Annotated in this window: 9 protein-coding genes; 7 read left to right on the top strand and 2 right to left on the bottom strand. The window is 51.3% G+C overall.

All coding sequences use genetic code 11. The features are described from left to right. Together AC9UEP_RS05545 and AC9UEP_RS05540 are read left to right on the top strand one after the other, a co-directional pair. Positions 1 to 705: ATP-binding cassette domain-containing protein (locus tag AC9UEP_RS05545; protein WP_509544892.1), on the top strand; the 705-nt coding region annotated here is incomplete at its 5' end. Beyond that, the gene (locus tag AC9UEP_RS05540; protein WP_509544889.1) at positions 702 to 1,493 is read left to right on the top strand and encodes an ABC transporter permease; all 792 of its coding nucleotides are present in this window, start codon (positions 702 to 704) and stop codon (positions 1,491 to 1,493) included. The genes AC9UEP_RS05545 and AC9UEP_RS05540, both read left to right, overlap by 4 nt. On the opposite strand, the gene greA is transcribed toward AC9UEP_RS05540, so the two are convergent. Together greA and AC9UEP_RS05530 are read right to left on the bottom strand one after the other, a co-directional pair. Further along, positions 1,490 to 1,969 (bottom strand): transcription elongation factor GreA, encoded by a 480-nt coding sequence (gene greA, locus AC9UEP_RS05535; RefSeq protein ID WP_509544887.1) that lies wholly within the window; start codon positions 1,967 to 1,969, stop codon positions 1,490 to 1,492. The two genes, AC9UEP_RS05540 and greA, sit on opposite strands and share 4 nt — an antisense overlap. A gap of 11 nt (positions 1,970 to 1,980) precedes the next feature. Then, positions 1,981 to 2,376, bottom strand: a complete 396-nt coding sequence (locus tag AC9UEP_RS05530; RefSeq protein ID WP_509544884.1) for a DUF4307 domain-containing protein — start codon at positions 2,374 to 2,376, stop codon at positions 1,981 to 1,983. Between the two features lie 14 nt (positions 2,377 to 2,390). On the opposite strand from AC9UEP_RS05530, the gene AC9UEP_RS05525 reads away from it, so the two are divergent. The 5 genes from AC9UEP_RS05525 to AC9UEP_RS05505 all read left to right on the top strand — a co-directional run. Further along, the gene (locus AC9UEP_RS05525; protein ID WP_509544881.1) at positions 2,391 to 2,543 is read left to right on the top strand and encodes a hypothetical protein; all 153 of its coding nucleotides are present in this window, start codon (positions 2,391 to 2,393) and stop codon (positions 2,541 to 2,543) included. After that, on the top strand, positions 2,527 to 3,240 hold the full coding sequence (locus AC9UEP_RS05520; RefSeq protein WP_509544878.1) for an SURF1 family cytochrome oxidase biogenesis protein: 714 nt from the start codon (positions 2,527 to 2,529) through the stop codon (positions 3,238 to 3,240). Before AC9UEP_RS05525 ends, AC9UEP_RS05520 begins: the two co-directional genes overlap by 17 nt. 10 nt (positions 3,241 to 3,250) lie before the next feature. Then, positions 3,251 to 3,574, top strand: a complete 324-nt coding sequence (locus AC9UEP_RS05515; RefSeq protein WP_509544876.1) for a DUF3817 domain-containing protein — start codon at positions 3,251 to 3,253, stop codon at positions 3,572 to 3,574. A gap of 148 nt (positions 3,575 to 3,722) precedes the next feature. Beyond that, positions 3,723 to 5,042 carry an RNA 5'-3' helicase PhoH2 gene (phoH2, locus tag AC9UEP_RS05510; RefSeq protein WP_509544873.1) on the top strand — a complete coding sequence of 440 codons (1,320 nt, stop codon included), beginning with the start codon at positions 3,723 to 3,725 and terminating at the stop codon, positions 5,040 to 5,042. A 282-nt stretch (positions 5,043 to 5,324) separates the two neighbouring features. After that, the coding region (locus tag AC9UEP_RS05505; RefSeq protein ID WP_509544870.1) for an aggregation-promoting factor C-terminal-like domain-containing protein at positions 5,325 to 5,866 on the top strand (542 nt) is incomplete at its 3' end.

Here is a 5,866-nt window from a genome sequence, read left to right as displayed (position 1 = left end):
ACCGGATATGACAACTTAGTGATGTTCGGTGAGCTCTATCACCTAGGAAAGAAGAACGCAGTTCTACGAGCAAATGAGCTGCTCGAAAGATTTTCACTCACAGAGGCAGCCAGGCGCCCGATTAAGACGTATTCAGGTGGAATGCGTCGCCGGTTAGATTTAGCAGCATCTCTGATTGTTAAACCAAAAGTTCTCTTTCTCGATGAACCTACTACTGGCCTTGATCCACGCGGTCGCCAGGAGATGTGGGGAGTTATCCAAGAGTTGGTTAAAGGCGGGGTAACGCTGCTGCTGACAACGCAATACCTGGAAGAAGCAGATCAATTAGCCGATGACATCGTTGTTATTGATACTGGAAAAGTTATTGCTCGTGGAACATCTGATGCCCTAAAAAAGCAAGTGGGTGGAGAACGGCTGGAAGTAGTCGTGGAACAAGCCCACGTTGCAAAGACATTGGAAATAGTTGGCGCAGTCAGTGATCATAAAGCGAGCCTCGATGAAGGGTTGCGCTTAATCTCGGCCCCAGTTTCTACCGGCTCAGCCGCCCTCTTTGAAGTCTTGAAATCACTCGATGCCGCCGGGATCCATGCACTGGACGTTGGTCTGAAGCGACCATCACTTGATGATGTATTTCTTTCTTTGACTGGGCATGTGGCGGAGGAGAAGAAGGAAGAAGTGGCAGAGAAGAAGAGGGGCAGAAAATGAGTGCGATCAACGATGTAGCAATTATTACCCGCAGACAGTTACTGCTGCTTAGTCGCGTGCCTGAAGTTCTCATCTTCTCAACAATTCAACCGGTGATGTTCGTACTTCTATTCCGCTACGTATTTGGCGGCTCAATTGATACTGGCCAACCTGGTGGATATGTGCAGCTATTGATGCCCGGCATCTTTGTGCAAACAGTTGCTTTTACCTTAGCTGGCACTGCCTCTGGCTTAGCCGAAGATATGAAGAAGGGGCTAATTGATCGATTTAGATCTCTACCGATCTCACAATCAGCACTCGTTATCGGGCGCACATTGGGTGATTCACTTTTGAATATCGTCGTGCTCGCCGTGATGGGTATTGCCGGTTATGTGGTCGGATGGCGCCCTTCTAGTGGCATTGGCAGCATTGCCCTCGGATTTATCTTCTTACTCTGCTTTGGATACGCGCTCTCGTGGGTCGGAGTCCTGGTTGGGCTTTCGGCGTCTGATGCGCGGGTGGTGCAAAACGTCAGCTTTATCGTGACCTTCCCACTGACTTTCTTATCTAACGCCTTTGCTCCCACAACCGGAATGCCGCGCGCCCTGCAGTACTTTGCAGAATGGAATCCCGTCTCAACGATGGTTGCTGCCTGCCGCGAACTCTTTGGCCTGGAAAATCAATTTGGCGCAACTGCTGGCTCTTTTCCGAGTGAGAACCCACTGATAACTTCGCTGATTTATATGCTCATCATCATGGCGATCTTTATTCCGTTAAGCCTTCGTAAATACCGCAACTACGCAGATTAACTATAAAACTCGGCGCTCTTAATCTCGACCTTGATATCACGCCCATTGGGTGCGGTGTAAGAAACGGTCGCTCCAATTTCTGCGCCCAACACAGCTGCTCCCAGTGGTGATTTCTCCGAATACACATCGAGATTACCGGATGCAATTTCGCGAGAGCCAAGTAAGAACTTCATCTCATCTCCTGCAATAGATGCGGTGACAACCATGCCTGCTCCTACTTTTCCATCGGCGCTGGCTGGTGGTGTTCCGATATGGGCATTTTCTAACATTTGCTTTATTTGGCGAATGCGCGCTTCCATCTTGCCTTGTTCATCGCGCGCTGCGTGATAGCCGCCGTTCTCTTTCAGATCACCTTCAGCGCGCGCTGCCTCAATCTTTGCCGTAATTTCTTTCCGTCCCGGACCTTCCAGGCTCGCAAGTTCGCCAGCTAAACGATCAGCTGCTTCTTGGGTAAGCCAGGTCTGTTGGGAAGTCATAGAGGACAATCTTAGGGCAGAGTGCGACAACGTGAAATGCCCACATTGACCGCATCTGCGCGGGTAGGAACGACAAATGTGGGCTCAAGATAGGTTTCGCCAGCTGCGATAGTGATATCAATTTGTCCCACCACGTTCTTCTCATAGTCACGCGCAACGAGTGTGCATTGAACTTCCTGTTTGCCATCGGCTCGTTGAACCAAGAATCGTATTTCCGGGTTGCGCGGATCTGCAGTGGAAAATGAAATAAGTTCATAACGAAGCGCTGGATTGGCTTGATGTAGGCCGGCCCAGAGTAACCACGCTCCGCCAACAATTGCGAAGCCAGCTGCATACTTCACCCACCCGCGCGCAGGAGTGATTCCATATCGATCGTTAAAATCGAATTGGTCGTTTTCTGCAGGCATGGGAGAATCTTCTCATGGCAAAAGACGTTGAAGTAGGTGTCGCTGGTTCGCTGACAATGATTGCCCTTTTCTCGACCATTGCGTTTTTGCTTCGTAATTTCTATAAGCGCTATACCCGGATGCAAGAACGTGAGCAGCTACGCCAGGAGAATGAGGGCGAGAATTAAGAAGTCTCCCATCCAGCGACTGGGTGAAGCCCTGCTCGTTCTTTTCCTGGTGACTATCTTGATTGGACTTGGGCTCTGGCAGCTAGATCGCGCCAATGAAATGAGCAATCCGAGAGTTGCACCGATTGATAGCACGATTTATCCACTGCCAGAGCTAGCAACTCCCACGGGCACGATCCCGGCCACAAGTGTTGGCAAGCAAGTGCGCACATCTGGTAACTACATCGCCAACTACAAAGCACCCAATCAAATTGATGGCAATGGAAAAGTTGACGACTGGGAAGTGGCGCTGCTGCAGAACGAGGCAGATACCGCAATTCTTGTGGTGCGTGGACTATGGAAAGAGCGGTTGCAATCACCGGAAATTGCGATGTCGACTAGAGTTGAAATCACTGGCACTCTGATGCCGCGCCAGTTCGATGATCGCGCGGTCAATACACCTTCACAACTCGCGCGACTAGATAGCAGCATTCTGGTTGCCGCTACTGACTACCAGCTCTATGACGGTTTCATTCTAGAAAAAAGTGAGCAGACCCGAGCCGGCGAGATTTCACGGACCAGAATTCTGGATCCTAAACTGACATCGGGTGTGCCCGGCTACTACTGGCAGCACATTTCCTATGTGGTTGTGTGGTGGTTCATGGCGGGCCTGGTTTTATATGCCCCCTTCTATCAGCGCCGCGAAGAAAAGTTATAAGGTTCTACCTATGACCGAACCGACTTCCACAGGGGCGCTGACCCGTTTTCGCCTGCTCGCTGTGCTCTGTGGCGTAAATCTGCTCTTGCTCGTCTTTGGCTACATGCCAGCTAAATACATCTTCGATGCCCTAGATGACAACGCCTGGATCATCTTCATTCCGATCGCCCACGGCTACCTCTACATCGTCTACATCCTGACTGTCCTTCAAATTGGCGTTCAGAAGCGGATGAAATTCCTGACCATTATTGCCCTGATTGCCGCTGGAACACTGCCGGTCGCTTCATTTATTGCAGAGCGCAGAATCACGAAGAAGTACGGGCCAGCTAGGTAATTGCCCAGTCAGGTAAACGTTGTATTACATCTCAACCATTAATGGCGTGTCGCACCAATAGTCCATTTCTTTCGTTCTATCTTTTGCAAGTCAGAAGCACCACCCAGATCACTTGCCCATGAATACAACTACAGAGAATGGTTAGGCCTTGGCTACTTCAAAGAAGAGTGATTCTGCCCGTAAAACCTATGTCATAGATACCTCAGTACTCCTGGCAGATCCCGGGGCAATGTCCCGATTTGAAGAACATGAAGTCATCATTCCAATCGCTGTGATTGGCGAATTAGAGACCAAGCGCGATCATCCCGAACTCGGCTACTTTGCCCGCGCCGCCCTTCGCGCACTTGATGACCTTCGGATTGAACATGGTCGCCTTGATTCAGCTCTAACAATTACACCAGAAGGTGGAACGCTCTCGGTTGAACTTAACCACACAGATTTGAGCACCTTGCCCCACGGTTTCTTGCGCGATGGCACCAATGATTCGCGCATCCTGGCTATTGCCAAGAACCTAATGTCAGATGGCAAGAATGTGGTCCTGGTGACCAAAGATCTTCCACTTCGCGTGAAGGCATCATCGGTGGGAGTTGAAGCCCAAGAATATTTGGCAGAGCTTGTCTCTAATAGTGGCTGGACCGGAATCGAAGAAGTATCTGTTGGCCACAGCACCATCGATGAGCTTTACTCATCTGATCGTACCGACCACGAGTGTGCTCATAAGTTTCCGGTTCATACTGGAATCGTGCTGCACTCGGAAAAAGGAAGCGCACTTGCCCGGGTGACTGAGAGCAAGCAGTTGCAATTAGTGCGCGGTGACCGCCAAGCTTTTGGGCTGCATGGTCGCAGCGCTGAGCAGCGCATTGCACTAGATCTTTTGCTAGATGAATCAATCGGCATCATCTCACTCGGGGGACGAGCCGGAACAGGTAAGTCAGCGCTCGCACTATGCGCCGGACTTGAAGCGGTGATGGAAAAGCGGCTTCATAAGAAAGTTATCATCTTCCGCCCGCTCTATCCGGTCGGCGGGCAAGAGCTCGGATATTTACCGGGCAGTGAAGGCGAGAAGATGTCGCCCTGGGCGCAAGCAGTCTTCGATACTTTGGGGGCGCTAGTGAGCCAAGCGGTCATCGATGAAATCATTGCTCGAGGTCTGATTGAAGTTCTGCCGCTGACCCACATCCGCGGGCGCTCGCTGCATGACTCCTATGTCATCGTTGATGAAGCCCAATCCCTAGAACGGGGAGTTCTACTTACCGTCCTATCCAGAATTGGCCAGGCATCACGGGTAGTTCTCACCCATGACGTTGCCCAGCGCGATAACTTGCGCGTTGGCCGCCACGATGGCGTGGTCGCAGTGGTGGAAACACTCAAAGGCCATCCGCTCTTTGCCCACGTGACTCTGACTAGATCAGAGCGCTCACCGATCGCCGCCCTGGTCACGGAATTGCTCGAAGGTCCGCAAAACTAAACCGGGCGTGTTGCCTCCCATTTAAATCTCACAGTTACAAATCGGACATTTGAGACTTCGCCCTAGCTGAACTGGGCTTTTACCTATCCACAGCCACCCCCCTCTCTGTGAATTTGCGACCCACGCAGGGTTAAATTTGCGACTCACCCCCTGACTAGACACGATTAAGCCCTTCCCTTAAGTCATAACCTCATTTCTGAGGGTATGGCGCCATGGGAAAAGTAGGTCAGAGATGACCGGAGTATGAACTAGAGCTGAACGAGGATGGAAGGAGTAAGGAAGATGAAGGCAAACCTGCGCGCATTCTTCGCCGCCCTTGCATCCTTTACCACGGGGCGAGTAAGAAAGCCGGCGCTCTGGGTAACAATCGCTTCGATGCTCTTTCTCGCCGCGGCCCAGCCAACTGCCTACGGCCTGGATTTTCCTATGACTAGCCGCCTGGCTCTGCCTGACTCAGTAAATCTGACCAGCCAGACTCCGATGGCAAAAAATCTTAGGGTCAAGAGCGGGCTGCCGATGGCATCTCTTTCTGGCCAGATCTCTGAGATGGCGATCGTTGCCAACTTAAGTCGTCAGGTCGAAATGGCCCGCACCATCGTTGGTGCCAAGAATGTAACCAAGGCGATCATGTCCGATGAATATGGTTGGGATGAGGATCAGTATCGCTGCCTAAATAACTTATGGACGAAAGAGAGCCATTGGAATTACAAGGCTCATAACTACCGCTCTGGTGCCCATGGAATTCCGCAAGCCCTACCGGCATCCAAAATGGATCTCATCGCCGATGATTGGCGCACCAATCCGGTCACCCAGATTCGTTGGGG

The organism is Candidatus Planktophila sp. (assembly GCF_040402315.1).
Classification (GTDB): Bacteria; Actinomycetota; Actinomycetes; order Nanopelagicales; family Nanopelagicaceae; genus Planktophila.
This window is presented reverse-complemented; position numbering and strand designations above follow the sequence as displayed.